The 25,173-nt window shown below is 60.1% G+C and carries 23 protein-coding genes and 1 pseudogene; 14 read left to right on the top strand and 10 right to left on the bottom strand.

The window, feature by feature from the left end; genetic code table 11:
• Positions 1-40 precede the first annotated feature (40 nt).
• From FHT82_RS30075 to FHT82_RS30065, 3 genes are all read right to left on the bottom strand, one after another.
• On the bottom strand, positions 41-1,378 hold the full coding sequence (locus tag FHT82_RS30075) for an epoxide hydrolase family protein (RefSeq protein WP_183736373.1): 1,338 nt from the start codon (positions 1,376-1,378) through the stop codon (positions 41-43).
• A gap of 104 nt (positions 1,379-1,482) precedes the next feature.
• Entirely contained in the window at positions 1,483-3,522 is a 2,040-nt protein-coding gene (gene tkt / locus FHT82_RS30070; protein ID WP_183736372.1) for a transketolase, read from the bottom strand.
• Between the two features lie 167 nt (positions 3,523-3,689).
• Entirely contained in the window at positions 3,690-6,716 is a 3,027-nt protein-coding gene (locus FHT82_RS30065; RefSeq protein ID WP_183736371.1) for a glycoside hydrolase family 38 C-terminal domain-containing protein, read from the bottom strand.
• 212 nt (positions 6,717-6,928) lie between these two features.
• Here FHT82_RS30065 and FHT82_RS30060 point away from each other — a divergent pair, with 212 nt between their 5' ends.
• Positions 6,929-8,065 (top strand): ROK family transcriptional regulator, encoded by a 1,137-nt coding sequence (locus FHT82_RS30060; protein WP_183736370.1) that lies wholly within the window; start codon positions 6,929-6,931, stop codon positions 8,063-8,065.
• Positions 8,066-8,080: 15 nt separating this feature from the next.
• On the opposite strand, the gene FHT82_RS30055 is transcribed toward FHT82_RS30060, so the two are convergent.
• The gene (locus FHT82_RS30055) at positions 8,081-9,127 is read right to left on the bottom strand and encodes a Gfo/Idh/MocA family oxidoreductase (protein ID WP_183736369.1); all 1,047 of its coding nucleotides are present in this window, start codon (positions 9,125-9,127) and stop codon (positions 8,081-8,083) included.
• A gap of 277 nt (positions 9,128-9,404) precedes the next feature.
• On the opposite strand from FHT82_RS30055, the gene FHT82_RS30050 reads away from it, so the two are divergent.
• From FHT82_RS30050 to ugpC, 6 genes are all read left to right on the top strand, one after another.
• Positions 9,405-10,703, top strand: a complete 1,299-nt coding sequence (locus FHT82_RS30050; protein ID WP_183736368.1) for an ABC transporter substrate-binding protein — start codon at positions 9,405-9,407, stop codon at positions 10,701-10,703.
• 84 nt (positions 10,704-10,787) lie between these two features.
• Complete coding sequence (locus FHT82_RS30045; protein WP_183736367.1) at positions 10,788-11,717, top strand: sugar ABC transporter permease; 930 nt, start codon at positions 10,788-10,790, stop codon at positions 11,715-11,717.
• Positions 11,714-12,556 (top strand): carbohydrate ABC transporter permease, encoded by an 843-nt coding sequence (locus tag FHT82_RS30040; protein WP_183736366.1) that lies wholly within the window; start codon positions 11,714-11,716, stop codon positions 12,554-12,556. The genes FHT82_RS30045 and FHT82_RS30040 overlap by 4 nt, the downstream gene beginning before the upstream one ends.
• A 41-nt stretch (positions 12,557-12,597) precedes the next feature.
• Positions 12,598-13,836: an ROK family transcriptional regulator gene (locus FHT82_RS30035; RefSeq protein WP_183736365.1), complete on the top strand. Its 1,239-nt coding sequence runs from the start codon at positions 12,598-12,600 to the stop codon at positions 13,834-13,836.
• A 31-nt stretch (positions 13,837-13,867) separates the two neighbouring features.
• Positions 13,868-14,722 carry a sugar phosphate isomerase/epimerase gene (locus tag FHT82_RS30030; RefSeq protein WP_183736364.1) on the top strand — a complete coding sequence of 285 codons (855 nt, stop codon included), beginning with the start codon at positions 13,868-13,870 and terminating at the stop codon, positions 14,720-14,722.
• 22 nt (positions 14,723-14,744) lie between these two features.
• Positions 14,745-15,806: a sn-glycerol-3-phosphate ABC transporter ATP-binding protein UgpC gene (ugpC, locus tag FHT82_RS30025; protein ID WP_183736363.1), complete on the top strand. Its 1,062-nt coding sequence runs from the start codon at positions 14,745-14,747 to the stop codon at positions 15,804-15,806.
• Between the two features lie 53 nt (positions 15,807-15,859).
• On the opposite strand, the gene FHT82_RS30020 is transcribed toward ugpC, so the two are convergent.
• Positions 15,860-16,783: a LysR family transcriptional regulator gene (locus FHT82_RS30020; RefSeq protein WP_183736362.1), complete on the bottom strand. Its 924-nt coding sequence runs from the start codon at positions 16,781-16,783 to the stop codon at positions 15,860-15,862.
• A 148-nt stretch (positions 16,784-16,931) separates the two neighbouring features.
• On the opposite strand from FHT82_RS30020, the gene lysA reads away from it, so the two are divergent.
• The gene (gene lysA / locus FHT82_RS30015; protein WP_183736361.1) at positions 16,932-18,203 is read left to right on the top strand and encodes a diaminopimelate decarboxylase; all 1,272 of its coding nucleotides are present in this window, start codon (positions 16,932-16,934) and stop codon (positions 18,201-18,203) included.
• Positions 18,204-18,268: 65 nt separating this feature from the next.
• Here the strand turns inward: lysA and FHT82_RS30010 are convergent, their stop codons facing one another.
• On the bottom strand, positions 18,269-18,592 hold the full coding sequence (locus tag FHT82_RS30010) for a hypothetical protein (protein WP_183736360.1): 324 nt from the start codon (positions 18,590-18,592) through the stop codon (positions 18,269-18,271).
• 176 nt (positions 18,593-18,768) lie between these two features.
• Here FHT82_RS30010 and vapB point away from each other — a divergent pair, with 176 nt between their 5' ends.
• The 3 genes from vapB to FHT82_RS29995 all read left to right on the top strand — a co-directional run bounded on the left by vapB (position 18,769) and on the right by FHT82_RS29995 (position 20,313).
• A complete protein-coding gene (gene vapB / locus FHT82_RS30005; RefSeq protein ID WP_183736359.1) occupies positions 18,769-19,002 on the top strand; it encodes a type II toxin-antitoxin system VapB family antitoxin in 234 nt (77 codons plus the stop codon).
• Complete coding sequence (vapC, locus tag FHT82_RS30000; RefSeq protein ID WP_183736358.1) at positions 19,002-19,400, top strand: tRNA(fMet)-specific endonuclease VapC; 399 nt, start codon at positions 19,002-19,004, stop codon at positions 19,398-19,400. The genes vapB and vapC overlap by 1 nt, the downstream gene beginning before the upstream one ends.
• Positions 19,401-19,734: 334 nt before the next feature.
• Positions 19,735-20,313 (top strand): DUF4143 domain-containing protein, encoded by a 579-nt coding sequence (locus FHT82_RS29995; protein WP_246698273.1) that lies wholly within the window; start codon positions 19,735-19,737, stop codon positions 20,311-20,313.
• A gap of 32 nt (positions 20,314-20,345) precedes the next feature.
• Here FHT82_RS29995 and FHT82_RS30490 read toward each other — a convergent pair.
• A pseudogene (locus FHT82_RS30490) lies at positions 20,346-20,450 on the bottom strand (LysR family transcriptional regulator); the annotation flags it as partial.
• A gap of 6 nt (positions 20,451-20,456) precedes the next feature.
• On the bottom strand, positions 20,457-22,307 hold the full coding sequence (locus FHT82_RS29990) for an ABC transporter transmembrane domain-containing protein (protein ID WP_183736381.1): 1,851 nt from the start codon (positions 22,305-22,307) through the stop codon (positions 20,457-20,459).
• A gap of 267 nt (positions 22,308-22,574) precedes the next feature.
• On the opposite strand from FHT82_RS29990, the gene FHT82_RS29985 reads away from it, so the two are divergent.
• From FHT82_RS29985 to FHT82_RS29975, 3 genes are read left to right on the top strand one after another with little or no spacing between them, the layout of a single operon-like run.
• Positions 22,575-23,321 (top strand): heme ABC transporter permease, encoded by a 747-nt coding sequence (locus FHT82_RS29985; protein ID WP_183736357.1) that lies wholly within the window; start codon positions 22,575-22,577, stop codon positions 23,319-23,321.
• A 1-nt stretch (position 23,322) separates the two neighbouring features.
• Positions 23,323-23,478, top strand: a complete 156-nt coding sequence (locus FHT82_RS29980; protein WP_183736356.1) for a heme exporter protein CcmD — start codon at positions 23,323-23,325, stop codon at positions 23,476-23,478.
• Positions 23,479-24,042 (top strand): DsbE family thiol:disulfide interchange protein, encoded by a 564-nt coding sequence (locus tag FHT82_RS29975; protein ID WP_183736355.1) that lies wholly within the window; start codon positions 23,479-23,481, stop codon positions 24,040-24,042.
• A gap of 36 nt (positions 24,043-24,078) precedes the next feature.
• Here FHT82_RS29975 and FHT82_RS29970 read toward each other — a convergent pair whose 3' ends face one another.
• Both FHT82_RS29970 and FHT82_RS29965 read right to left on the bottom strand, forming a co-directional pair.
• Positions 24,079-24,771, bottom strand: a complete 693-nt coding sequence (locus FHT82_RS29970) for a CBS domain-containing protein (RefSeq protein ID WP_183736354.1) — start codon at positions 24,769-24,771, stop codon at positions 24,079-24,081.
• Positions 24,772-24,846: 75 nt separating this feature from the next.
• A partial coding sequence (locus FHT82_RS29965; RefSeq protein WP_183736353.1) for a cytochrome c-type biogenesis protein occupies positions 24,847-25,173 on the bottom strand: 327 nt, incomplete at its 5' end.

Genomic DNA, 25,173 nt, shown 5'->3' with positions numbered 1-25,173 from the left:
GGTTGGGGTGGCCCTCGTGAGGGCCACCCTTTCGACATCGTCAGCGTACGGACTTGAAAGCTGCTCTCACTTCCTCGGCGAAGAGTTGCGGCTGCTCCCAGGCCGCAAAATGCCCGCCTTTCTCGACCTGATGGTAGTAGGTCAGCGAGGGATAGGCCTGCTTGGCCCAGCTTTCCGGCGCCTGGTAGATCTCCTTCGGGAAGACCGTGATGCCGACCGGGACTTTGATGTCCTTCGTCTTCTGCGTTTCGGCGCTGAAGTTGTTGTTGTTGTTTTCCCAGTAGAACCGCGAAGACGATGCACCGGAGTTCGTCAGCCAATAGAGCGTGATGTCATCAAGCATTGCGTCCTTGGAGAATACGCGTTCAGGAACACCGCCGCTGTCGCTCCACTGGGCAAACTTCTCGTAAATCCAGGACGCCAGGCCAGCCGGCGAGTCGGAAAGCGAATAGCCGATCGTCTGCGGCCGGGTCACCATTATCGCGCCATAGGCAGCGTTTCGCCCGAAGAAGGTGCTCAGGGAATTATACGCTTCCCGCTCCGGCGACGACAGGCCCGCAGGGGCCGGATCCCCGCTGTTGATAGCCTTCATGAGGTCGCCCGGCACCGTCGCGGGCATATTGAGATGGATCGCCAGCAGACCCTTCGGCGCCTGACGCGCCAACGCGTCGGAGATCACCGAACCATGATCGCCACCCTGAGAAACATAGTGGTCGTAGCCGAGCCTTTTCATCAGGACATCCCAGGCACGCGCAACCCGGTCCGGCCCCCAGCCCTGATCGGTCGGCTTTCCGGAAAATCCGTAGCCCGGTATCGAGGGGATGACGACGTCGAACGCATCTTCCGGCCGGCCGCCATATGCAGTCGGGTCCGTGAGCGGACCTATGGTCTTGATGAACTCGAATATCGATCCCGGCCAGCCATGTGTCAGAATGATCGGGAGAGCGTTGGGATGGCGCGAACGAACATGGATGAACTGGACGTCGACACCGTCGATCGTGGTGACGAATTCCGGCAATGCATTGAGTTGGGCCTCGGTCTTGCGCCAGTCGTACTCTGTACCCCAGTAGCGAACCAGATCCTGAACGCGTGACAATTGGATACCCTGGGAGTCGTCGCCGACCGTCTCCTTGTCCGGCCATCGGGTGTCGGCGATACGCCTGCGCAGGTCGTCGAGTTGCGACTGCGGAACGTGGACCTGAAACGGGCGGACGCTATCGTCTGCGCTTCCCGTCGTCGTGGCAACACTCGACGCAAGATCGGCGGCATGGACCGGCAGGGCATATATCACCGGAACGAGCAACAGAGAGCCAAACGCCATGGCGATCGCTCGAGCGGAAACACTACGCCGAATTGAAACATTGTCGGTCTTGGTCATGAAACACTCTCCTTCGATTGCTGCCGCGTTCGCAGCACCTGTTAACGAAGAGCGGTTTCAAGGATCCATGTGTCCTGCATATTTCGAAAATCGGCTGAAATGTATCAGCGTGTACCGGCGCCGCGCCGCTCCAGCGCTCCTTGCGCGGCTTTCACAACTGCGTCGGTGGTGATGTCGAATTTCCTGTAGACGTCGTCGATCTTGCCTGATGCCCCGAAGCTGTGCATGCCGACGAACCGACCGTCGAGCCCGAGATATCGATCCCAGCTATCCTGGACAGCGGCCTCCACCGCGACGCGCGCAGTTCCGTCTCCGAGAACCTCACGCTTATAGTCCGGTGCCTGCGCCTCAAACAGCAGCCGGCACGGCATGGAAACAACAGCGGTCGGAACGCCTTCCGCCTGAAGCCTCGCCCTTGCTTCGACGGCAAGGTGCAATTCCGATCCCGTCGACATGATTGTCAACTCGCGCGCGCCGCCCTCAGCCTCAAGCAGAACATATCCGCCCTTTGCCGACAGGTTGAGAGAGCCCGGCTGCTTTCTCAGCAACGGCATGGGCTGGCGGGATAGAGCAATCAGGGCTGCCTGCCTCGGGGCATCGAGAATGGCCTGCCAGCATTCCGCCGTCTCGATCGGGTCGCCCGGACGGAACACGGCAAGGCCCGGAATGGCGCGCAGCGCCGTCAGATGTTCGACAGGCTGATGCGTTGGGCCGTCCTCGCCGAGACCGATGGAATCATGCGTCATCACGAAGATCGAACGCACCGCCATCATCGCCGCCAGCCGAATAGACGGACGAGCGTAATCGGAAAAGGTCAGGAAGGTGCCGCCATAAGGGATCAGCCCTCCATGAAGGGCAATGCCGTTGATGGCAGCCGCCATCCCATGTTCGCGCACGCCGTAATGGACATAGGATCCATTATACTGGCCCGGCGCAATCTCGATCATGGATTTGGCTTTCGTATTGTTCGACGGTGTCAGGTCCGCTGATCCGCCGATAAGCTCGGGCAAGGCTTCGGCAAGGTGGTTGAGAACAACCCCGCTCGCCTGCCTGGTGGCGAGGTCCTTGTCGGCAGACAGAAGCTCCTGTTTTGCTGCCTCTATCGCTGCGGTCCAGTCTAAAGGCAGTTCGCCCTTCATTCGGCGTTCGAAATCCTGGCGGATATCCGCCTTCGCCGTCTGGACCCGGACCGCCCAGGCCATCCGGGCGTTGCGTCCCTTGGCGCCGATCTTCCTCCAGTCTTCCAACAGGTCGGACGGGATCTCGAAGGGAGGCGCGGTCCAGCCCAAAATCTTGCGGGCGCCGGCAATCTCCTCTTCGCCGGGCGCGTCACTGTGAGCCTTCTGCGTTCCGGCGCGCGTCGGAAAGCCGAAACCGATAATGGTCTTGCAGGCAATCAATGAGGGGCGATCGGTGACCTGTTGCGCTTCGACGATTGCATTGCGTATCGCGTCGGTATCATGTCCGTCGATCTCCTGCACATGCCAGTTCGACGCACGGAACCGCGCCGGCTGATCGTCGGATTCCGCCAGACTTGTCGCCCCGTCGATCGATATCGAATTGTTGTCCCAGAACGCGATCAGCTTACCGAGCTTCAAGTGTCCCGCGAGCGATATGGCCTCCTGGCTGATGCCCTCCATCAGGCATCCATCGCCGAGGAAGACGTAAGTATAATGGTTCGAAAGACTATCGCCGAACTTGGCGTTCATGATGCGCTCGGCGAGCGCAAAACCGACCGAATTGGCAAGGCCCTGGCCGAGCGGACCGGTGGTCGTCTCAATACCCGTGGCATGACGATATTCGGGATGACCTGCCGTCCTGCTGTCGACTTGACGAAAGTTTTCGATCTGGTCGATCGTCATATCCTGGTAGCCCGTCAGATAGAGCAGGCTATAGAGCAGCATCGAACCGTGTCCGTTGGAGATGAGGAAACGGTCACGATCGAACCAGTGGGGGTCTTCGGCGTCGAATTTGAGGAAGTCGGAAAAGAGCACGACAGCAATGTCGGCCATGCCCATCGGCATGCCGGGGTGCCCGCTCTTGGCCTTCTCGACGGCGTCCATCGAGAGGAACCGAATGCAATTGGCCATGTCGCGCAGATGTTGATCGCGGGGCGCCGGTACGGACTTCACGGATTCCGTCATGATCGTTTCCTCGGGTCTGGTGAAAGGACAGACCCGAAGATAGAGCCCGATGCGAACTGGGCTACTGCGACATGTTGAAATCCGACCAAGAACATCATCATCCGGTCGTCATGTAGCCGCCGCGGCCTCTTTTCCACATCCTCTCGAGACAGACGCTGCGCTCGCGATCAGCTTTGCTGCAGCCGCCAGGTCCGGATTTCAAACGGCATGATGTCGGCAGGCCCTGTACGTTCGATCGGCTCTTCAAGGATGTTCAGAGGTCCCGAAGCCTGCCAGCCCGAGGGCAAGGCGAGCGAAAGCCTGCCGCGCCGACCCGCCGGCTCGTAAAGCCGCAGGATAAGGCCGTCTCCCTCCTCTGCCGGCTTCAGCCCCGAAAAAGCAACCGGTATACCCTTTACGCCGAGCGGCGACAGCGTGCCTGCCGAAAGCCCGCTTGCCTCCATGGTGACGAGCGGCTGATTGAGATCGATCGCTTCCTGCAGAACGTCGCCTTCATGCCAGGCGCCTTCATGCGGCATCAGCGCATAGGTAAAGCTCTGCTCGCCCTCATCGGCGAGCGGATCGGGATAGATTGGCGAGCGCACGAGGCTCACGCCTATGACATTGCCGCGTGCGCTATGCCCGTATTTGGCGTTGTTGAGCAGCGCGACACCGAAGCCCGGCTCGCTGAGATCGACGAAACGGTGCGCAGCAGCTTCGAACATCGCCTGTTCCCAGGAGGTATTCGTGTGCGTCTGGCGCTCGACGATACCGAAGGCGCATTCGAAAGTGGCGGTGCGTGAGCGCACGGCGACCGGGTTCAGCGTCCTGAGCAAAGTACGCCGGTCATGCCAGTCGATCGTCGTTTCGATATCGAGCCTGCGAGCGTTGGCGGTCAGCACATAAAGCTGCGTGACCGTCGAGTTCCGGTATCGGTAAACGACACGGATCGCAGCACGATGTGGCCCCTGTTCGACAAGAGTGATGCTCTCAGGCTTGTCAAGGCGGACAGCCTTTTCGGCATAATCGGCATCGACGTCCCAGGCATCCCAATTGCGCGGTTTGTCGGCCGGGTAGACCCAGAGCTGATTTGCGGCACCCTCGATCGCCTCCCTGCCCGTCGCCTTGTGAACAAGGCTCGAAACGGCACCGTCCTTGCCGATGACAACGGACAGATGTTCGTTTTCGAGGCTGTGCGCTTCAGCTTTGAGCATGCCGGCAGGCTTTAGTGCCTTGCGATCAAAGACCGCGATGGAAAGCGGTGCAACGGGGTCGGCAGATGCCAGGACCGTTCCGTCGGAAAGTCTCGCAGTGAGTGGCCGCGGCGCGAGCGACGGATTAACGGCAATCAGCGCATCCGCCACTCCGCCTGCCGGAAGCTGTGCCGATAGCGCCTTCATAGCTTTGGCCTGTTGCGCCTTGGCATTGCCGATGGCGCCATCGAGCTCCCGTTCGGCGTCGATATAAACTTCGCGGATGCTCGAGCCTGGCAGGATGTCGTGAAACTCGTTCTTCAGGACGACGCGCCAGTCCGCTTCCAGGCTTTCCGGTTTGGCAGCACCCAGCAGATGAGCGAGTGAAGCGATCGTCTCGGCCGTGATCAAAGCCCGTTCGGCCTGCCGGTGCTTGCGCTTGACGCCGCTTTGCGACGTCAGCGTCGCGCGGTGCAGTTCGAGATAGATTTCCCCATCCCAGACGGGAAGCTCCTTTTCCGCCGCTGTCCGGTGAGCCTTTTCGTAAAAGCCCTTCACCGTGCCCCAGCGCGCCTTGGGGATCGCTGGGAAGTCGCGCAGCTGCACTTCGCGTTCGACCATCTCCGGTGTCACGCCGCCGCCGCCATCACCATAGCCGACGGCCAGCAGCGACGTGTCGTGCTGCGTCTTGCCGCGGAAATTCTTCCAGGTCGGCACGAAGCAATCCGGTCGCACGAAACCATTATAGCCCTGCATGGGATTGTCGAAAGTATGGGTCAGCACCTTGCTTCCATCCAACCCCTTCCACCAGAAAAGGTCGGATGGAATGTGATTGGTCTCGCTCCAGTTCACCTTGATCGTGAAGAAGCTGTCGATCCCGCCGAGTTGCAGGATCTGCGGCAAGGCCCCCGAAAAGCCGAAGCAATCCGGCAGCCAGCAGACCGTATGACGCAAGCCGAAATGCTTCTCGAAATAGCGCTGCCCGTAAAGCACCTGTCGCGCAAGACTTTCACCCGTCGGCATGTTGGTGTCGGGCTCGACCCACATGCCGCCGACAGTTTCCCACTTGCCCTCGGCGACCTTCTTCTTGATCCGTTCGAGAAGCTCGGGATCATCCTCTTCCATCTGCGCATAATAATGGGCGGTCGACTGATTGAAGCGGAAGTCGTCCGATCGCTCCATCAGCGACAGCGCAGTATTGAAGGTCCGCCGCATCTTCCGGCGCGTCTCGCCATAGGGCCAGAGCCAGGCGAGGTCGATATGAGCGTGGCCGGTCAGCAGCAGTTCGCCGTTCGGCGGAAAGCGCTTCTGAAGCTCTTTCAGTCGTGCGATCAGCGCATCATAGGCCGCACCTGCCGAAGCGCTCTGCGCTTCAGTCAGGCCGGCGGGATTTGCCTGCAGTTCCGGCAGTTCCCAGATCTTTTGCTGCATGACCGCACCGGATGTACGCGAAATATAGGCTGGTGTGTCCGAGGGCCAGTCGAGGCTGCGCAGCGCCTGTTCGGCCGCCTCGATCAGGTGCGGCACGACCTCATGGCTTTCGAGTACGCCCGCAGCCTCACCGATCTGCCGCAACAGGAGGTGCAGTTTGTGGACCGGTTCATCCAGCCAGATCAGCCGCGCCTTGTTGAGCCGCGGTGCCCTATTCGGCTCACCAAAGGGAAAACGCGGAACGCTGTCGGTCGTAATAGAGAACTCGCTGCCCTTGATCGGGAATTCCTGATGGTATGGGTCGAGCCCGAATGTCTCGGCCTCACCGCCCGGATAATGCAATGTAATCAAGCTTTCGCCGCCGAGATCGAGCTGCAGGCGAACCTCCTCGATCGACCAGTCGCGCGGCACTGCGGCCGATGCCGCGAAATGAACCGTCCCCTTGCGATATGGCCAGTCCTGATGATGAGCGATCGGCTCGCCGTCGAAGGTCCAGCCGTCGATCACAACGCTTTGCCTGTCGCGCCAGTGAGCAAGCTCGGCTGTACGAACCTTCAAACGATCGAGACGTTGGGCGATAGTGAGAGACATGGCGGGTCCTATTGAAAAATAAGCGACTGACGGGCGGGGAGAAAATCAGGTCGCGCAAATGAGCCGCTGGCGCCGCGTCCCGTCTCCTCCAACCAAAACACGTTGCCGCTCTTAGATTAAGTAACTTTGTTTTCACGTCAAGCGCACAAGAAATAGGTTGCTAGAGTTTTGCCTGTGATACACAAGCATTCAGGTGCTTAGGGAAAACGGTCATGCGGTATCTTCGATCCGGGCCGCGGCGACGTCAGGCAGAGGAAACGGCCGTTTCGCGGGGAAAAACAATCGGTCTGCGGTCGGGGGAAATCGCCGACAGAAATATCCGCGTCATCCTGGAGGCGATCCGCCGTCACGGTCCGTTGACCCGCATGGAACTCGGCCAGCATTCCGGTCTTACCGGGCCTGGAATCACAAATATTCTGCGCCGTCTCAGCGACGGAGGGTTGGTGACGTCGCACCGCCGCAATGGCGCAGGCAACAGCGCAATCGCTACCGAATTCGCCTTGCGGCCCGATGGCGCGTTCTCGATCGGCGTCAGGGTCCGTCAAAACCGAGGCGAAGCCGTCCTGATCGACCTCAGCGGTCAGGTCCATGATCGCGAATACTTCTCCCTCGACGCGGCAACACGCGTATCGTCGATCCTCTCGGTCACCCGCAATATGGCTGGTCGACACGCCGGTCTGCCGATCATTGGTCTGGGGATCGGGTCAAACGACTGGACCGCGCAGGAAAGCGCTGAACTCGACGCAGCGTCGACGCTTCCCACCAGCCAGGTGGAGAACGAATGCATCGCAAGCCTGCTAGCCGAGCGCACCATCGGCGCTCCTGCCCCTGAAGGCGGATTGGCGATGATCATTATCGATGAAGATGTGCAGGCCGGTTTCCTCGTTCGCGGCATTCCCTATTCGGGCGTCCACGGCCGTGCGGGCAGCATCGGCGAGATGCTGACCGGCCCCGACAATGTCCGGCTGAACACCGTGGTTGGCTTCGCCGCTCTGCGTGCGCTGGTCAGCGATGACGAGTTCAAGTGCCTCATCGCAGGCGAAGAGCCGTCTTCCCCACAGTTGACGCAGTGGATCCGCGATGCCGCAAGCCACTTGCTCGACCCGATCATCGCCATGGCCGGCTTCATCGCGCCTGGAGTCGTCATGATCGGCGGCGACCTGCCGCGAAGCGTCATCGAAGCGCTGATCCACCAGCTTTCCGTCGAACGGCGCGACACATCCAAACGACCATTCCTGACGCCGTGGATTTCGCCGATGAAACCGGCAAGCTTCAGCGGCGGCGGCGTGGCGCTGGGGGCGGCATTGCTGCCCTTCCTCAACACCCTGCTGCCGCCGGTTTCCGCCTGACGCCGGATTATCGGATCAGGCAAGCGCCTCGTCTGTGTGGCTGACATCCGAGGCAAGCGCCTTGTCGAGCACTTTCTGGATATTCGCCGCCCTGCGGAACGAAGGTTCCTGCGTTCTGCCTGCCCTGACGGCCTGCACGAAGCGCTGATAGTTCGTTTCGACCGGATTGAAGGGGATGTCGCGCCATGTTGCGGTGTGAACATCTTCGCCGAGGCAGGCGCGAAGCGTCGACTTTCCGGTATCGTAGATCATCTCGATCGAACCGGTCTCGCCATAGACCCTGAGACGCAGCTGATCCATCTGGCCGGCAGCGGTTCGAGTCGCCTGGATGGTGCCGATCGCCCCGGTGGTGAAATCGACGTTCATGGTAAAGCTGTCATTCGCATCGAGATCATATTCGCCGATCTTGTGACCCGGCGCCTTGTTGAAGGTTTTCAGCCGCGCGAAAACGTGGGCGACATCCAGTCCCGAACCGTAGGACGCAAAATCGACGATATGGATGCCGATATCGCCGAGCGCACCGTTAGACCCATGCTTCTTGCTGAGGCGCCACAGCCATTTGCTCTCGCTCTTCCAATCGCCCCAATGGCGGCCGACGAGCCAGCTCTGCAGATGCGATGCCTCGACGTGCCTCACCTCGCCGATCTCGCCGGCAAGGACCATCTGCCGGCCCTTCTGCAGCGCGGGCGAATTGCGATAGGTGAAGTTGACCATGCCGACCTTGCCCGCTTTTTCGATGGCATCGGTCATTTCCATTGCCTTGACGGCATCGGTCGCCAGCGGCTTCTCGCAGAAGACATGCTTGCCCGCCGCAATCGCCTGAAGCGTCGTCGGGTGGTGAATGCGGTCGGGAGTGACATTGGCAACGGCATCGAATTCGCCCCAGGTCAGCGCCTCCTCCAGCGTGCCGAAATGGTTGGGAATGCCGTGCTCCGAGCAAAAGGCCGCCAGCCGTTCGGGAACGACATCGACCCCGCCCACCACGCTGACGCCGTCGATCGCCTTGAAATTTGCAGCATGCTGGTTGGCCATACCGCCAGTGCCGAGAATGAGTAAGCGCATCGGATCCTCCATAGATGTCAGGTTCGGCCACCCCACGCAGCCGGGGCAAAACCTCTCCGCGCCATCGCGGATGCCCGGAGTGGTTGGATTTTTTGTGATCTGGACGTGCGGCGGCGCTCCGCTAACTTGTGTTGAATGTCGCCGGCATCTCAATCCTCCCAATGCTGCGGCTTGACATCAAATCAAAGTAACTTAATCTAATTAATGCAGCATGGAAATGAGGAGAGGTCAACCGACCACCAGGCTGTATCCGTTTAAAATGGGGAGGAGACCCATCATGAAGAGAGCGTTCGTCAGCGCATTAGCGCTGAGCACAATGTTATTTTCAGTGCCTGCCGCATTTGCCCAGGAGCTGGCGACAAAGGACAGGATCGGCGCGGCAGATGCGCCAAAGACCCTTGTGGTCCGGCTCACGAACGACAGTCCGAACAATTCCGACCCCAACATCGCAGAGGGTTACCAGAAGCTCTTCGTCGACTTCATCAAGAAGCACCCGGACTGGAAATTGCAGATGCAGTTCATGTCCTCCGACATCGGCACGGAACAGGCCAAGATGTTGGAGCAGGCCAAGGCCGGCAATGCGCCGGATTGCGCCGCCGTCGACTCCTTCGTGCTCTCGCAGTTCATGGTCAATAATGTGCTGGCGGATTTCACGCCCTATTTCTCCAAGGAAGAAGTCGACGATCTCTTCCCCTTCATCCGCAGCGGCATCACCGACAAGGACCAGACGATCCGCGCCTGGTGGTGGGATACGGACCTTCGCGTCCTCTACCGCAACAAGTCCGTTGTAGCCGATGCGCCGCAGACCTGGGACGATCTGAAGAAGGCCGCACTAGCCTCCACCCAGGAAGGCATGGAAGGCGTCCTCTTCAACGGCGGGCGCTGGGAAGGCACCACCTTCGACTGGCTGGCGAACTATTGGGCGCTCGGCGGCAAGCTCGTCGACGACTCGGGCAAGCCGGTCTTCGGCGAAGGCGAGAACAAGGAGAAATTCCTGAAGGCGCTGAACTACTTCAAGGATCTCGTCGATTCCGGCGCGGCGCCGAAGCGCGTCACCACCATCGCCAACTACGACGACATGAACGCGGCGGCAGCAGCGGCGACGACGGCGCTCTTCATCGGCGGCAACTGGCAATATGCGCAGCTGAAGGCGACCCTCGACGAGGAGGAATTCACGAACTGGACCTTTTCGCCGATCCCCGGCCCGACCCCCGATCAGCGTTCCACAGGCACCGGCGGATGGACGATCGCGTCCTTCAGCAAGGACAAGGACAAGGTGGAAATGTGCGCCAATCTTGCCCGCGACGTCTATATGGGTCCGGCAAACGCGCTGCAGCAGCAGTTGCCGACCCGCAAGTCGCTCTTCGACAAGTATGAGGTCTTCTCGACGGAAGCCAACAAGACCTTCGCCAATGCGCTCGTCGACGGCCAGGCGCGTCCCGGCGTGCCGATCTATCCGGAGATCTCGAACCAGATCCAGATCATGATGGGCGACGTGCTCTCGGGAACGAAGAAACCGGAAGAAGCCCTGGATGCCGCATTCAGCGCGGCGATGGAGGCTTACAAGCGTCTCTGATCCCGGGCGTTTCCAACGCTTCCGACCGCGGCGGCGCCTGGTCCCGGGCGCCGTCGACAGTGCCAAACCCGGACAGAGAAGCCAATGAGCCCTATTGCCATCGAGGCTGACAGCCCGCCTCAAAGCAGAACGTTCATGCGTCGGTTCGCCGGTGCGCCCCTGCCCTGGATCATGCCCGTGATCGTCGTCATCGGCATATTCTACCTGTATCCCGTCATCGACGTTTTCCGGCTTTCCTTCACCAATGCAACACTGATCGGCGACACCCAGGATTATACGCTGGGTTCGATCGCCAATGCGCTTAGCTCGCCGCAACTGCCCGACATTCTCTGGGCGACGCTGATCTTCGTCGGCGGCAGCGTCATCGGCCAGCAAATTCTCGGTCTTGCGGTCGCTGTCACTGTCATCCGCGGCGAAAAGCGCGGCCTGTTCGGCACCACGATCCTGAGGACGACGGCGCTGGTCGCCTGGGTCGTGCCAGGCATTGCCGGCGGCATCATCTGGCAGATGCTGTTTTCCGAAGCGCCTTATGGGGCGCTGAACAGCATTTTGAGGCTGATGCACATGCCGACAGTTGCCTGGCTTTCGGATCCGGCGATGGCGCCGTGGTCGACGCTGATCTCGAACATCTGGCGCGGCACCGCCTTTTCGATGGTCGTCATGTATGCGGCGCTGAAATCGATCGATCCCTCGCTCTACGAAGCCGCCGAGGTCGACGGCGCCAGCGCCTCGCAGCAGTTCTTCTTCGTCACGCTGCCGCAGCTGCGCGCCGCCATCCTCGTCAACATGATCCTGATCACCATCCAGACGGTGAACACCTTCGATGCGATCATCACACTGACCGGCGGCGGACCGGGGCGCGCGACCGAGGTGATCTCGCTCTACGTCTTCAATATCGTGTTCCGAAACTACGATCTCTCCGGCGGCAGCGTGCTCTCCGTGCTGATGCTGATCATTAGCCTCGGGCTCGCCTTCGTCTACGCATCGTTCCTGCCGAAGGAGGAAGAGCAATGAGCGGACGCACCGGAACACGGCTCGGCGATGCCATGAGCTATCTCTTCATGCTGGTGATGTTCGTCTTCTTCGCCGGTCCCCTCACCTATCTCCTGTCGATGGCCCTGCGTGACAAGCGCGAGGTCTATCGCGGCGCGGCACGTTACATTCCCGACAATCCCACCATCCAGAACTTCATCACCGTTCTCAACAACAGCTATTTCCCGATCTATCTCTGGAACGGCCTGAAGCTCGCAGCACTCAGCGGGCTCGGCGTGCTGATCGTCGCCTTGCCCGCCGCTTACGCTTTCTCCCGCTTCCAGTTCCGCGGCAAGGGCCTCTCGATGATGGGGCTGCTGCTCTTCCAGATGATCTCGCCGCTCGTCATCATGGTGCCGCTCTATCGCTACATGAACCGTCTCGGCCTGCTCGACACGCATTTCGCCGTCGTCATGGTCTATGTCGCGCTCGGCGTCCCCCTGGCGACCTGGCTGTTGAAGAGCACGGTCGACGGCATTCCGCGCAGCCTCGACGAAGCCGCCATGATCGACGGCTGCAACCGCTTCTCGGTCTTTTGGCGCATCATCCTGCCCCTGTCGGCGCCGGGCATCGCCTCCGTCTTCATCATCACGGTCATTGCCGGCTGGTCGCAATTCCTGGTGCCTTTCCTGCTGCTCACCAAAAATGACCTGATGCCGATCGGCGTCGGAATCTTTAACTTTCGCGGCATGCAGACCGACTCGTCCATCCAGCTGCTTGCGGCCGCCTGCCTGATCTCCGTCGTACCGGCGATCGTGGCTTTCCTGTCGCTCCAGCGGCTGATCCTCGGTGCCATGACAAGTGGCGCTGTGAAGGGATAGAGCCAGGTTGCGTATCCGTAGCTGATAGAGGATTCCAACCCATGAACCAGATGACCGGCGCCAGACTGTCCCCCGACCTGACGGGGGCCAATGTCGAGGATGCGGGCGAGCATAACAGAGCCGTCGTGCTGCGTTGTGTCCATCGGCAGGCGCCGATTTCGCGTGCCGAAATTGCCCGACAGACCGGCTTCACCAAGCCGGCGATCGCCCGGATCGTCGATCGCCTGCTCGACGAGGGCCTGATCATCGAGGCTCGCCGGCGGCACGGGCTGAGGGGGCAGCCGGCAATCGAGCTCGAGATCAATCCCGACGCGTTTTTCGCGATCGGCATCAATATCGATCGCGATCATCTGACGATCGTCGCCGTCGATGCCGTCGGCAACGTGCGCGCCCGCGTGCACCACGAAAAACGCTACGTGCGTCCGGCCGAATTCATGCAGCTGACGGCCGATGCCATATCGCATTTTCAGCGAAGCCGGCTGATCGACGACGCGCATCTGGCCGGCATCGGGCTTGCGATGCCGGATTGGCTTGGCGAGATTCCTTTCCTCGGCATGCCTGACGACTATTCCGAATGGACGGAATTCGACGTGCGCGCTGCGCTCGAAAACCTGACGCAGCATCCGGTCTTCATCGAAAATGAGACCAATGCCGCAGCGCTTGCCGAGCTTGACTATGGCCTCGGCGCGGAAAGCCGCAGCTTCTTTTATATCGCCATCAATGCCTGTCTGGGCGGCGGCCTGGTGCTCGACGGCAACGGACATCGCGGCGCCATGGCTCTCAGCGGCGAAATCGGTTGGCTGCCGATCGCCGACAACCGGGACAAGACCGCCCCCAAGGTCGATCTTCTCGGTGAAATGGTGACGATATTTTTCCTCTACAAGTTCCTTGCAGAGCACGGCATCCATGCGAGCGTGCCGCAGGACCTCCTGACGCTCGACCCCCGCGGCAAAGCCCTTGTGTCGAAGTGGCTGAAGGAAATGAGCGCTCACCTTGCCGTTGCGGTCAAACATATCGGCATGATCGTCGATCCCGACGCCATCATCATTGGCGGCCGACTGCCGATCCGTATGATCGACGAGTTGCTGCGCTACGTTCACGAACATCTGACGGCCGGAGACAACACTTTGCCTTCGCTGCATCGTGCTTCGATCGGCGAGGACGCTTCAGCACTCGGTGCTGCGGCGATGCCGATGGCGGCCGCCCTGATGCTGGCATCCGCCGACGCCGTGCAACGCACCCGCTCGCCGCTCAAATTCATGGATCGCTTGAACATTTAAAACAGCCGGCAGGGCCGCTGGGAGGATATTGATGAGGATTGGTTTTTATACGTCGACATTCAACGACCGGCCGCTTGAGGAGGTGGTGGATTTCGCTGTCTCTGCCGGTTTCGATGCGATCGAAATCGATGTCGGCGGCCATATCAAGACGCCGGACAGGGTGCGCGCTGCTGTGGCACTTGCTCGCGACCATAACCTCTTCGTTTCCTCGATCACCTGCTTCGGCAATCAGCTTGATGCCAATAGCGGCAAGCGCGGCGAGCTTCGCACCCGCACGGAAGAACTTGCCGAGGCGATCGGCGAAGCGGGCGTGCCGATCTTCGTGATCTTTCCCGGACGCGATGATAGTGCCGACGACGAAGCCAATTACGATGATTTTGCCGAATTCGCCAACCGGCTGATCAGCAGGACGACGTCAAGCGGCCTCGTCTTCGCGATCGAAAACTGGCCGGGGCCTCAGGACAACTTCATCGGAACCACGCCGAGGGGCTGGCAGGAACTCTTCAAGCGGATTCCCGACCGGCGCTTCGGTCTTGAATTCGACCCGTCGCACCTCATCCGCATCGGCGTAGACCCCTATGCCGCGATGTACGCGGTCAAGGATCGCATTGCCATTCTCCATGCCAAGGATACGGCAATCGATGCGGCCGCGCAGCAGGCAGTCGGCTATCACGGCAAGGGCTGGTGGCAGTATAAACTGCCGGGCCAGGGCCTTCTCGACTGGCAGCGTTTCCTGCGCCAGGCGCGGACCAACGGCTTTGACGGCACACTTTCGATCGAGCACGAGGACGCCGCCTACGGATGGCCGGACAAGGATCTCGAGGCCAGAAAGGAGGGCGAACGCCTTGGCCTCGCTTACCTCAGAAACGTCTTGAACACGCTTTGAGCGCGACCCGGGGAGGACGAAAATGGCTCATGTTAGAGTGAACAATGCACGCAAGGACTATGGCGCGTTCAAAGCCATCAAGGGCGTATCGGTCGATATCCGCGACGGCGAGTTCGTGGTCCTCGTCGGTCCCTCGGGCTGCGGCAAATCCACCCTTCTCAGAATGATCGCCGGCCTGGAAGGCATCAGCTCGGGCGAGATCCAGATCGGCAAGCATATCGTCAACGAGCTGGCGCCAAAGGATCGCGACATCGCCATGGTGTTCCAGAACTACGCCCTTTATCCGCATATGACGGTCGCCAAGAATATGGGCTTCTCGTTGCGGCTGAAGCGCATGCCGAAGACGGAAATCGATCAACGTGTCGGCAATGCCGCCAAGATCCTCGGCCTGGAGGCGCTTCTCGAACGCTATCCGAAGCAACTGTCAGGCGGCCAGCGGCAGCGTGTTGCGATGGGTCGCGCCATCGTTCGGGATCCTGCCGTCTTCCTCTTCGACGAACCCCTGTCGAACCTCGACGCCAAGCTGCGCGTCCAGATGCGATCCGAAATCAAGGAACTGCATCAGCGGCTGAAGACCACGACGATCTATGTCACGCACGATCAGATCGAGGCGATGACGATGGCGGACAAGATCGTCGTGATGAAGGACGGCGTGATCGAACAGTCGGGCTCGCCGCTCGAACTTTACGACCGCCCGAACAACCTCTTCGTCGCCGGCTTCATCGGCTCTCCCGCCATGAACTTCATCAAGGGGAACATGACGAATGAAGGTTTTCGGACGGCAGACGGGCTTATCCTGCCGAGCGAGCGGCACCCTTCCGACGCCGTCACCTACGGCATTCGCCCCGAGCACATCACGCTCGACCCCAACGGCATCGAGGTGACAACAGCCGTCGTCGAGCCGACAGGATCCGAGACATTGGTGATTGCGCGCCTCGGCACGCAAACGATCAGCTGCGTCTTCCGGGAGCGGATCAGAGCAGCCCCTGGAGATGTGCTGCGGATCGCTCCGCTTCATGATGCCGTTCACCTGTTTGACGAAGGTGAGCAGCGCATCACCGCTGGCGAACCGGTGCTGAACTAGTTACGCGTGACGGGGCATCGGTGACCCGCCCGACCTCGTCTGCCTCCACGACGTCATTGGGGATCAATGAGGGCGGTAAGCCGGGCTTCGATCAGCCCCGCTTGCCGGGCCAATTCGGCCCCGAAAACATCGACCAGTTGCGACGGCGGCCGATGGATCGGCCGCACGATGTTGACGGAAAACGGGATCGAGAGCGACAACTGGCGAAGATGTACGCCGTGGCCGGCATAATCCAGGGCCGTCAAGGGATTGACGATGGCCAGGCCAATTCCCTCCCGTACCATGGAGCAGACGGATGCTGCGCTATGGGTCTCAATGACCATATGCCGCATGATGCCGGCGTTTCGAAAAATCTGATCGATCTGCTGCCGATAGCTATCCGTCGCCGACAGACTGACAAAGGATTGCCCTTCGAAATCGCCTGGTGAGAGAATGGCCTTTTCAAGAAGCGGATGACCGTCCGGCAGCACGCAGATCTCGTCAAGTAGCATGAGTGGGGTTACCTCCGTGCCTTGGGGGGCATGGTCGACCTCCGTCAGTCCGAAGTCATAGCGTTGCGCCGACAGCCATTCCTCCAACAGAGGCGACTCCTGCGGAACGATACTGATGCCCACGTTCGGGAATCGCTCGACGAAACATCGGCAGGTCTGCGGCAGGAGCGATTGAGAAAAAACCGGCAGGCATACGATGGAGAGCTGCCCCTGTTCGAACTGGCGCAGCGACGTCGCCGCGCTGATGATCCTGTCCAGTCCGAAATAAGCGCGCTGCACCTCCTCGAACAATTGCAGAGCATGTGCGGTCGGGCGGAGCCGGCCGCGCACACGCTCAAAAAGCTTCATCTGGATGAGATGCTCGAACCGCGCCAGCTCCCGACTGATCGTCGGCTGGGAGGTACTCAGCATTGCGGCCGCATCCGTGACGCTGGCTGTCGTCATCACAGCCCTGAAGACCTCGATATGCCGAAGGGTAATGGCCATGCCTGCCTCATATCAGAATTGAATACAGTTTGGAAAAATTGATATTTTCCATATGCCTGATTTCGTGGTCAACCCGTATGTGAAAACCGCATGCCCAACTTGAAACGATCCTTCGGTTCGAAGGGCGGCCATATGGACAACCAACACCATGCCCATCATCTCTGCCAAAGACCTCACTGCTCTCGCTCATGAATATGGGACGCCTTTATGGGTCTACGACGCTCCGACGATCCGCGATCGGATAAGACAGCTTCAGGCATTCGATGTGATCCGCTATGCGCAAAAGGCGTGCTCCAACATCCATATTCTCTCGCTCATGCGCGAGGCGGGTGTGCTTGTGGATTCTGTGTCCCTCGGCGAAATCGATCGCGCACAGCGGGCCGGTTTTTGCGCCAGTCCGACCGTCTCAGGTGCCGCGGGCATCGTCTACACCGCCGATATTTTCGACCGCCCGACGTTGCGCCGCGTGGTGAAAGATAAGGTGGAGGTGAATATCGGTTCCATCGACATGCTGCACCAGCTCGGGGAGCTGTCGCCCGGCCACCGCGTCTGGCTTCGTGTCAATCCGGGTTTTGGCCACGGCCACAGCAACAAGACAAATACGGGTGGCGAAAACAGCAAGCATGGCATCTGGCATGCGGAGCTTAACCATGCTGTCGAATTGGTTCGCCGCTATCGCCTGCATCTCGTCGGGCTTCATCTCCATATCGGCTCCGGTGTCGATTACGGCCATCTCGAGCGGGTCTGTCACGCGATGACCGACCTGCTGAGCGATCTGGATCACGACGTCGAGGCGATCTCTGCCGGTGGCGGCCTGTCCGTTCCCTATCGCGACGGGGACAGGGCGATCGATACCGAACATTATTTCAGCTTGTGGGACAGCGTGCGCAGGCAGGCGGAAAGCAGGTTCGGCCATGCCGTGCGCCTGGAGATCGAGCCGGGGCGCTTCCTCGTGGCTGAAGCCGGTTTGCTGCTGGCCGAGGTTCGCGCCACCAAGCAGGTTGGCCGAAATCACTTCACCCTCGTTGACGCAGGTTTCAATGATTTGATGCGACCCGCCCTCTATGGCAGCTACCACGAGATCTCGGTGCTGCCGCACGACGGGCGAAGCCTCAGCCCATCTGAGCTGCGCCCTACTGTCGTCGCTGGCCCGCTCTGCGAATCGGGAGACGTATTCACACAAGGGGCCGATGGCGTGGTCGAGACGCGGGCGCTCCCTCCTGCCGAGGTCGGCGACCTGCTCGTTTTTCATGGAGCAGGTGCCTATGGCGCGTCCATGTCGTCGAACTACAATAGCCGGCTTCACGCTGCCGAATATCTCATGGACGGGGTAAACTCCCGGCTCATCCGTCGGCGCCAGACTATTGATGAGCTTTGCAAGATGGAACTGATCGCAGGTCATCCGGCGGAAGCGACATGACCCCTTAAAATCCAAAGAGAATCATATGCGCAAGAAAGTTTTGGCACCGGTACTCGAAGCCTATGTCAAAGGTCGAGCAGCAAATCGCCAACACTTTCGTGGCCGTGGTTGCCGACTTCGAGTTGCTCCGGGCGCGTAACCTCCTTGCGCTTCCTGGAACCTGTTTTTCTGCCTTTCGAAGGTGGCTCCCCTGACAACTCCAGGAGTTTAGGGGCAGGCCCGACAGATCCCGATATCACCGTGGCAGCCTGCCCTTCCATCTTGCCGGTTTCATTCTCGGCGGCAGCGATTGAAGTGTCCGATAGCCCGATGCCGGGTCGCATGTTGGCGCTCGACTTTTTGATCACTGAGGCAGCGTCCTGCTGCATCTTCGGCGCGAAACGTATCATGAATGCTCACCTTCCCATTCGTTCGCTTTATGTTCTCATCGAGAAGCGCGATTCTGTCAACCTGGCTCACGGTCGAACAGCCAATAACCTCGGTGCGGCTTCTGAACTCGGCATCGGCTTGCCATTGTGAGACTTGAGCATTACGTATATCCCAATCGGATATACAGGAGACCGACATGACGAGATCTACAGTTTTTACCAGCAATCGCAGCCAAGCCGTCAGGCTTCCGAAGGCTGTTGCCTTTCCAGAAGATGTGCATCAGGTCGATATTATCAAAATCGGTCGCAGCCGCGTAATCGTGCCCCAAGGCAAGCGTTGGGACGATCTATTCCTGACCGGGCCGCATGTGAGCGAAGATTTCATGAACGAGCGCGAGCAGCCAAAGACCGAAGAGCGCGAGCCGTTCTGATGCTCACCTACATGCTCGACACCAATATCTGCATCCATGTAATGAAGCATTACCCACTGGAACTTCGGGAGAAATTCAACCTGCTCGCCGAGCAGCTTTGCATATCCTCAATCACGCTCGCAGAACTGTACTACGGCGCAGAGAAATCCGCTCGTCGCATTGAGAATTTGACAGCCATTGAACATTTCACCGCGCGCTTGGAAGTTCTCCCGTTCGGAGAAAAGGCGGCCTCGCACTATGGACAGGTCCGGGCAGAACTGGAGCGCGCTGGCACTCCTTGTGGCCCCCATGACATGCAAATTGCTGGTCATGCCCGTGCCGAAGGGCTGATCGTCGTCACCAACAACATGCGCGAGTTCATTCGCATACCCGGCGTTAGAACTGAGAACTGGGTGTAGCAACCACCAACCGGACAAGCTCGGTCTCGAAGGCGGCTTCGGGACGTGGTCGACCGCTCCACCGTTGCTTGCGAGATCGGCGCGGAACGCGACGACGCGTGGCTACGATTGAACCATCATAAGCCGTTTTCATCGGTCTTCGAAGAAAAATCGCGGAGTTATCCTCGCAATTGCGGAGCAATTCTCCATAAATGCAAGGATAATTGAGCGCCGAATAACAGCTGAACTAAACGAACTGATCGATACCAACACCGCCGTTGCGCTGCTTGGCCAGCGCCAGGTCGGCAAGACGACGCTGGCGCCGCCGTATTCCCGCCGAGACGCTACGGCGTTTTTGGACGATGCTTTCCCATCGTCAATCGGGCTATTGAATGCAGCCGAATTCGCACGGGCGCTCGGCGTCGACGGCAAGACCGTCGCCTCCTATCTTGATCTCCTAGTCGATCTGTTGCTCGTGCGGCGTCTTGAGCCTTGGCATGCGAACATCGGCAAACGTGTGGTCAAGTCACTACGGATCTATGTTCGTGACAGCGGTATCACCCATGCGCTCCTGGGACTGAGCACCCAAGAGGACCTGCTTGGGCATCCGGTGGCCGGCGCAAGCTGGGAAGGATTTGTGATCGAGAATTTGATTGCCGCGGCACCTACAGGTACTCAGAGCAATTTTTATCGGACGGCGGCAGGTGCTGAGATCGACCTTCTCCTCACGCTTCCCGGAGCTCGTCCCAGGGCTATCGAAATCAACCGCAGCCTCACACCGAAACTCGAGAAAGGTTTCTATCTGGCATGCGAGGATCTAGATCCAGCGCGGCTTATCGTCGTCTATCCGGGACTGGACGCTTTCCCGCTCAAAAACGATGTCGAAGCGCTGCCCCTCGCCTTACTCGGCAGAACTCTTCTGGATCTCGCTTAGGAGAAATCGGCCGGCAGATCTGACGCGATGCTGATCTTCTCAGCTCGCAGATCTTCGATATCGATCTCGGTCTTCAAGGAAAGCCGGCCGTCTCTGGGGACAGCGAGTAGATAACGCTCCTGGGCGATCGACTGGAACAACGCTCACGCCGCGTCATGCTTGAACGTCGCTGCTTCCGAGAGGTCGAACTGCAGTTCGGCAAGCTTGGAATATGCTCCGCCCTTGCGGATCAGCGCGGCGTGTGTCCCCTCCTCGATCACCCGGCCGCCGTCCATCACCAGAATTCGATCCGCCTTGAGCACCGTGGCCAACCGATGCGCAATCACGATCGTCGTGCGATTGGACATCAACTCGTCGAGCCCCCTCTGCACGAGCATTTCGTTTTCCGCGTCGAGCGATGCCGTGGCCTCATCCAGCAAAAGGATCGGCGCGTTCTTGAGGACAGCCCGGGCGATGGCAAGTCTTTGCCGCTGGCCGCCCGACAGGGTGAGACCGCGCTCGCCGACCACGGTGCGATAGCCGTCCGGCAGCTCGGAAATAAATCTGTGCGCCCGTGCTGTGGTCGCGGCCGCCGCGATCTCGTCCTGCGACGCATCTGGTCGTCCGAGACTGATATTTTCTGCGATACTCGCCGCGAAGATGGTAACGTCCTGCGGCACGATGGCAATTTCCCCTCGAACTGCAGCAGTAGCGGTGGTGCGCACATCGCAGCCATCGAGCGAAATGTCACCGGAATAATCCTTGTAGAAGCCGAGCAGGAGCGAAAAGACCGTGCTCTTGCCCGAACCAGAAGCGCCCACAAGCGCGACAGTCTCGCCGGGCTGGACGCTCATCGACAGGCCCGTGAGAACTTGCCTGTCCGGAGCCCCCGGATAGGCGAAATGCAGGTTCCGGATTTCGATCGAGCCTTTTGCGGGTCGGCTGAGCGAAGAACGCAAGGCTGGCTCGCTCTCGCCGGCATCTTCATCAAGCAATTCGAAAAGACGTTCGGCTGAGCCTGCTGCCTGCGCCAGTTCGCCCCAGACCTCCGAGAGCGAGCCCAGTGAACCAGCCGCAATGACGGAGTAGAGCAGGAACTGGCTGAGGCTTCCCGCCGACAGCGTTCCGGAAAGCAGGTTATGCGCGCCAATCCAGAGAACCCCGACGACACTTCCGAAAATCAGGGCAATAGCAACGGCGGTCAGGAGCGCACGCGAGCGGGCGGCAAAGACGGCGCTGCAATAGGACGCCTCGACGTCACGTGCATACCTGTCGCTCGCCGCTGCCTCCCCGTTGAAGGCCTGCACCGTCCGGCTTCCGGCGATCATTTCGCTGGCGAAAGCGGATGCGGTCGCAAGAGCGTCCTGAGCCGCCCGCGATTTTCTGCGGACCGAGCGCCCGAAAAGGACGAGCGGCGCGATGACGAGCGGGATGGCACCCAATGTGATGGCGGAAAGTCCAGGGCTGGTGACGACCATCATCAGCAGCGCGCCCAAGCACAGCAGCGAATTGCGCAGGGCCACCGATGCGGCGAGGTTCAATGCGGACTTGATCTGTGCGGCATCCGCGGTCAGTCGCGATGCGATGTCGCCGGATCTGTTGGCATCAAAAAAACGCGCCGGAAGCCGCGTCACATTTCGGAAGGTCTTCACACGCAGATCGCTGACGATGCGCTCGCCCAGCCTCGTGACGAAATAATAGCGGCAGGCGCTTGCTATGGCGAGCGCGATCGCAAGCGCAAGAAGCATCAGGAAATAGCTATTGATGAAGCCACCGTCGGACTGTCCAAAACCATGATCGATCATCCGGCGGACCGCCATCGGCAGCGCAAGCGAGATCAGCGCCGCGGCCGCGAGCGAGATCACGGCCAACAGCACCAAGCCCCGGTGAGGCCGTAGCAGGGGCAGCAACCGGACGAGGCCGGAGACATCAGGCTTCTTTTTCCCCGGCTGCGGTGTGGAGCCTGCAATCACGTCGGCGGGAGGAGTGGCGGATCGGTCGTGCGCGGCAATCATCAAGATGAGGGTCTCCTGGACTGGAATGTTTCCTTTTTGGCATTTGCGCGGCGATCGTCTTTGACCGCGATCAACTATCGGGCGGTTCCGCCGAAGCGTTGCCGCGTCAGAAGGCCTCGACAATATGTCGCGATGAGCCTGCTGCACCCGCGGCCGAGGCTCAGACTGTGATAGCAGGAAAGCGAAATGAGAGACCCATGACCGCATGAATGGTCGCAGTTTGATCCCGGTCAATTAATCTGACGGCTTTGGACGTTAGAGCGGGCCATGACCTATGTCGAACGCGTCAAAGACGACATCGCCAGGCTTGCGGAGCCCGCTAGATTCCTGGAACTGGCCGATCGGGTCCTGCCTGGACTCTCGATCGTCACTGCCCTCTGTTTCGCTATTGGACTTTATCTGAGTTTCATCTCCGATGGCGACTACCAGCAGGGTGAGACCGTCAGGATCATGTATGTCCATGTCCCGGCGGCATGGATGGCAATGCTCTGTTATACGGTGATGACCGCAAACGCCATTGGCTCCCTTGTATGGCGCCACCCGCTTGCCGCTGCGCCGATCGGCGCTGCCTTTACCTTCGTGTCGCTCGTGACAGGCGCGTTCTGGGGCAAGCCGATGTGGGGAACCTGGTGGGTGTGGGACGCGCGCCTGACCTCGATGTTCGTGCTTTTCCTGATGTATCTCGGCCTATTGGCGATCAATCGCGCGATCGACGAGCCGACGCGCGCCGCCCGTGTCACGGCGGTTCTCATTGTCGTGGGCTTCGTCAACATTCCGATCATCAAGTTCTCGGTCGACTGGTGGAACACCCTGCATCAGCCGGCAAGTGTGCTCAGGCTGAATGGCCCCGCTCTGGACGTCGAATTCCTTCGCCCGCTCCTGACCATGGGGCTGGCCTTCACGGCACTCTTCTTCACCCTCCACGTGGCTTCGATCAGGAACGAGATCTGGCGGCGGAGACTCATGTCGCATCATCGCTTGGCCGCACGGGCCGCAATGCAAAGGGAGAATTGAGATGACACATCAGGACTATGTACTGGCAGCCTATACGGTCGCATTCGCCGTCATGACCGCCATGAGTGCGATAACCTGGTTTCGCGGCCGCACCTATCGCCGGCAGGTCGAGGTGGTGGCGAAGATCAGGCATCGCGCGCGTCACGAGGTCCGCTAGGTGCGCCGGCATCTTCAGGCCGCCGTGCCGCTGCTCGTCTTTGTGGCAATCGCCGGAGCCGCCGGGCGCATGCTTTATCGGGAGGCAGCGGAAGGATATTCGCCCTCGGCCTTGCCCTCCGCACTCATCGGTCAGGCACATCCGGCAATCGATCTGCCGCCGCTTGCCGGTCTGCAGTCTCCCGGACTTCGGGATAGCGGGCTCTCCGGCCAGGTCGCGATCGTCAACGTGTTCGCGTCCTGGTGCATTCCCTGCCTGCAGGAACATAGCGCGCTCATGCGGCTGTCGAAGGACCCGCGCATCAAGCTGATAGGCATCAATTACAAGGATGACAGCAGCAACGCTCTCGCCTTCTTGCGCGACAACGGAAACCCCTATGCTGCCGTCGGCGTCGATCCCACCGGCAGGGAGGCGATCGATTGGGGCGTTTACGGCGTACCGGAAACCTTCGTCATCGGCCGCAATGGCCGCATCCTATTCAAGCAGGTCGGCCCTCTCGACGAAAAGACCCTGTCGGCCGGCCTTGGTCCCGCTCTCGACAGGGCATTGGCTACCGGCAGCTGACCGGTAGCCCGCATCTACAGCTGGCTTGACTTGACCTCAAGCCGGTTGCGACCGCTTTTCCGGATCCGAATCCGCGACAAGCTGCAACCGATCAAGACAACCTCCGGAACCGAGATTTTCGACGAGCGCCAGCACGGCACGGCGCTGCAGCTCAGTTTCCACGTTCCCTTCGAGCGTGACCTGCCCATTGCGAACAGAAACGCGGATCCGCTGCGGCGTCAGCCCGAGATCGTATTTGAGGCGTGTTTGAACCGCGAGCAGGATCGCGTCATCCTCGCGCGGCAACCTGAACGTCGGGGTATCGGTTATTAGAGCGAGGATATCGCGCCGGCTGACGATCCCGACGAGCCGTCCGTCGTCGACGATCGGAATGCGCTTGATACGATGGACCTCAAGGCTTTCCGCGATGTCGGAGACCTCGCTGTCCGGTCTGGCGACGATGACGTCGCGTGACATGATATCCCTGACGGACCAGCCATTGCCGCGGATGTAGCGGTCCAGATCGACATCGGAGGTGACTTCCGCGTTACGCGTCGCGCGCGGGGCAAGCCGTATCTCGCGACGCAGCAGCAGGTCGCCCTCGGTCAGGATCCCGCAGATCCGCCCTTCGTCATCAACCACGGGCAGCCCGCTAATGTTGTTTTGCATCATCACCGCGATGGCATGGCGAACCCCCGCCTCAGGGCTGATCGAAACCACATTGCTCGTCATAATGTCCTTAGCCTGCATGCTCGCACCTTCCTTTCCGGAAACATCTGGTGCGGTGAGAGTAAGACGGCGCCGGCGGATCGACCTTGACCTCCATCAAAGTCGCGGTGTCGGATCGAGCAACTCGGCGAGCTTGGCCTGTTCTTCGGCGGTGAGCTTGCTGCCGGTCGGCTTGCCGGCTCTTCTGCGGGCAAAGACGACGAGCGAAACCCCGCCGGCGAGGATCAGCAGCACGGGTGTGCCCCAGAGCAGCAGCGTGCGTAGGCTGAAGCGCGGCTTCAGCAGCACGAATTCCCCATAACGCGAGACGATATAGTTCAGCACCTCTTCGTCGCTGTCGCCATCGGTGATGCGCTCGCGCACGAGCAGGCGCAGGTCCTTGGCGAGATCGGCATTGGAATCGTCGATCGACTGGTTCTGACA

It is taken from the genome of Rhizobium sp. BK275 (assembly GCF_014193555.1).
Taxonomy (GTDB): domain Bacteria; phylum Pseudomonadota; class Alphaproteobacteria; order Rhizobiales; family Rhizobiaceae; genus Rhizobium.
This window is presented reverse-complemented; position numbering and strand designations above follow the sequence as displayed.

Coding starts and splice junctions, on each gene's coding strand:
- FHT82_RS29980 (WP_183736356.1), top strand. CDS start 23,323: ATGACACATCAGGACTATGTACTGGCAGCCTATACGGTCGCATTCGCC.
- FHT82_RS29990 (WP_183736381.1), bottom strand. CDS start 22,307: ATGATTGCCGCGCACGACCGATCCGCCACTCCTCCCGCCGACGTGATT.
- FHT82_RS29985 (WP_183736357.1), top strand. CDS start 22,575: ATGACCTATGTCGAACGCGTCAAAGACGACATCGCCAGGCTTGCGGAG.
- FHT82_RS30075 (WP_183736373.1), bottom strand. CDS start 1,378: ATGACCAAGACCGACAATGTTTCAATTCGGCGTAGTGTTTCCGCTCGA.
- FHT82_RS29970 (WP_183736354.1), bottom strand. CDS start 24,771: ATGCAGGCTAAGGACATTATGACGAGCAATGTGGTTTCGATCAGCCCT.
- FHT82_RS30050 (WP_183736368.1), top strand. CDS start 9,405: ATGAAGAGAGCGTTCGTCAGCGCATTAGCGCTGAGCACAATGTTATTT.
- FHT82_RS30060 (WP_183736370.1), top strand. CDS start 6,929: ATGCGGTATCTTCGATCCGGGCCGCGGCGACGTCAGGCAGAGGAAACG.
- FHT82_RS30045 (WP_183736367.1), top strand. CDS start 10,788: ATGAGCCCTATTGCCATCGAGGCTGACAGCCCGCCTCAAAGCAGAACG.
- FHT82_RS30065 (WP_183736371.1), bottom strand. CDS start 6,716: ATGTCTCTCACTATCGCCCAACGTCTCGATCGTTTGAAGGTTCGTACA.
- FHT82_RS30020 (WP_183736362.1), bottom strand. CDS start 16,783: ATGGCCATTACCCTTCGGCATATCGAGGTCTTCAGGGCTGTGATGACG.
- ugpC (WP_183736363.1), top strand. CDS start 14,745: ATGGCTCATGTTAGAGTGAACAATGCACGCAAGGACTATGGCGCGTTC.
- FHT82_RS30040 (WP_183736366.1), top strand. CDS start 11,714: ATGAGCGGACGCACCGGAACACGGCTCGGCGATGCCATGAGCTATCTC.
- FHT82_RS30035 (WP_183736365.1), top strand. CDS start 12,598: ATGAACCAGATGACCGGCGCCAGACTGTCCCCCGACCTGACGGGGGCC.
- FHT82_RS30010 (WP_183736360.1), bottom strand. CDS start 18,592: ATGATACGTTTCGCGCCGAAGATGCAGCAGGACGCTGCCTCAGTGATC.
- FHT82_RS30055 (WP_183736369.1), bottom strand. CDS start 9,127: ATGCGCTTACTCATTCTCGGCACTGGCGGTATGGCCAACCAGCATGCT.
- vapB (WP_183736359.1), top strand. CDS start 18,769: ATGACGAGATCTACAGTTTTTACCAGCAATCGCAGCCAAGCCGTCAGG.
- tkt (WP_183736372.1), bottom strand. CDS start 3,522: ATGACGGAATCCGTGAAGTCCGTACCGGCGCCCCGCGATCAACATCTG.
- lysA (WP_183736361.1), top strand. CDS start 16,932: ATGCCCATCATCTCTGCCAAAGACCTCACTGCTCTCGCTCATGAATAT.
- FHT82_RS30030 (WP_183736364.1), top strand. CDS start 13,868: ATGAGGATTGGTTTTTATACGTCGACATTCAACGACCGGCCGCTTGAG.
- vapC (WP_183736358.1), top strand. CDS start 19,002: ATGCTCACCTACATGCTCGACACCAATATCTGCATCCATGTAATGAAG.